Annotated in this window: 2 protein-coding genes and 1 riboswitch; both genes read right to left on the bottom strand. The window is 70.4% G+C overall.

The genetic code is table 11. From position 1 onward, the window contains the following. Positions 1-407: 407 nt before the first annotated feature. Complete coding sequence (locus AC08OP_RS07260; protein ID WP_476613481.1) at positions 408-1514, bottom strand: C40 family peptidase; 1107 nt, start codon at positions 1512-1514, stop codon at positions 408-410. Between the two features lie 5 nt (positions 1515-1519). Then, a riboswitch (cyclic di-AMP (ydaO/yuaA leader) is annotated at positions 1520-1694 on the bottom strand. Positions 1695-1778: 84 nt separating this feature from the next. Then, positions 1779-1959, bottom strand: a 181-nt coding sequence (locus AC08OP_RS07265) for a hypothetical protein (protein ID WP_476613482.1), incomplete at its 5' end; no start/stop codon positions are given.

Below are 1959 nucleotides of genomic sequence, written 5' to 3' on the forward strand. Positions count from 1 at the left end.
GCCGGGGGTCCGAGGCCCGCCGGCCTTCCCGTGCGGATGGGGGGGGATCCGAGGGAAGGCCGGCGGAATCGGGGGCCTTCCGGCCGGACGGACGTCAGATGGGGGGGAGATCTGACGTCCGTCCCACCGGAAGGAGGGCCCGTCCGGATAGCTGGAAAGGAACCATGTAGGCGGGTTGTCGGGCGGTGACAGGGCCCGCTTGCTGGTCTGTCCGCGGCTTCGCCGGTGGGTGGGAGTCCCGGGCCCGGCTTTCACGGCTTCGGGTCGGTACCCGGAGGGGAGGCCCGGTAGCCGGCCGCTGGTGGACTGGCAGGGCTCGTGCGGTCCGCTAGCCGCGAAGGCGATCCACCGGAGCCGGATGAGCCGTTGCGTCGGCATGAGGGCGGTGCGCCGGCTCCGACCGGCTGCTAGAGGATCCGACCTACGTAGTAGGAGGTGGTATAGATCTTCTTGAGCGACACGACGTCGCCGGTGCGCGGCGCCACCCACATCATGCCGTTGCCCGCGTAGACGCCGACGTGGTAGATGTTCCCGGGCGTCCCGAAGAAGATCAGGTCGCCGGGCTGCTTGTTGTATTGCGACACCCGGGTGGCGGCGGCGAACTGGGCGTCGGTCGTCCGCGGCACACTCCTGCCGAGCTGCTTGAAGATGTACTGGATGAAGCCGGAGCAGTCGAACGCGCTCGGGCCCTCCGCACCGTAGACGTAGGGCTTGCCGGCCTGCAGGGAGGCCAGGTAGACGGCCTTCTCCCCGAGGGAGCTCGACGGGACCGGAACCGACGTCTGGCCCGCGGCGCCCACTGTCGCAAGGAGATCCGACCAGGCGGCGTTGCGGACGGGCTGGGGGGTGGGTGCCGGCCGTACGCGCAGGGTGGCGTCGTTCGCCGAGCGGGCGGACTGCAGGGCGTCCGTGCCGTCGAAGACCGCGGTGACGTTCGTGGTGGTGAGCACCCGGGCCGTGTAGGAAGTGTAGCCTTGGGCGTTAGTGTAAAGGTGCTTGAAGGTGGCCCACCCGGTGGGGAGCTTCACTTGCACCTTGACCAGCTGGTTCGCCAGTGGTTCGTGGGTCTGCTCGTTGTAGAGCGAAAAGCCGATGTCGATCGGCTGGTCCGCGTTGACGGTCACGTCGGGGTTGGTCACCCGGAGACCGACCTGAACCTTGCCGGTCAAGGGCGGGGCGTTGACACCGCCCGCCGAGCCGAGCAGGGAGGTGGAGCCGTGGGTGCTGACCGCCGCCGCCGCGATGCTGCCGCCCAGGGCGGCATGGGAGCCGATCTGCGCGGCGAGGGTGATCGGAGCGGTGTTCGGCTGCTCGTCCTTCGCTGCGTCGGCGTTGATGTCGGTGGCGCAGCCGGCGAGAGCCACTCCGGAGACCGCGACGGTCCCGGTGGTCACGGCGGCGAAGGCGCGGGCCCGGGCCCGGCTGCGGGTGGCCGGGGGCGCGGAGGGTGCGCGATGACGGCCGCGACCGGCGCCTCGCGTTTCTTCGTCGAGCTGCACGCTTTGCGCGGACAACGGTGTATTCCTTCCCGTACGCCTGCGAAGTGAGCTGTCGGGTTCGGGCTGGGCTGCCCGGCTCTCGCGTGACCTTCACGCGTCGAGCTTCACCCCTAGGTCGACACCGCGGATCGGTGCCGGCCGGTGGAGGTGGGTCCCCCGCTCCTGCCCCTGATGACGACTCGGAGGGGACACCGGGGCCGGGGGCAGGACTCGGCGTTCGGCCCGGTGTTGTCGTGACGTCGGCGTGAGACTAGTCCACTTGGACGGGGTGGGTAAACACTAGTCCTTCCCAACTACGGCGAGTGTGCGTTGAAGTTCCCGTCGCGCGACGTCGGCGGCCCGCTCGGCCGGCCGGGCTGACCGGGCGGGCCGAAGGCCCTTCGCACCCCGGTTGTCCTGCTGGTTTTTCGCTGCGTAGGGGGTCCGTGGCGGCGGCCGGTCCGGGTGAGAGGCGGGCGGG

This window comes from Frankia sp. CeRuru1 (genome assembly GCF_977966315.1).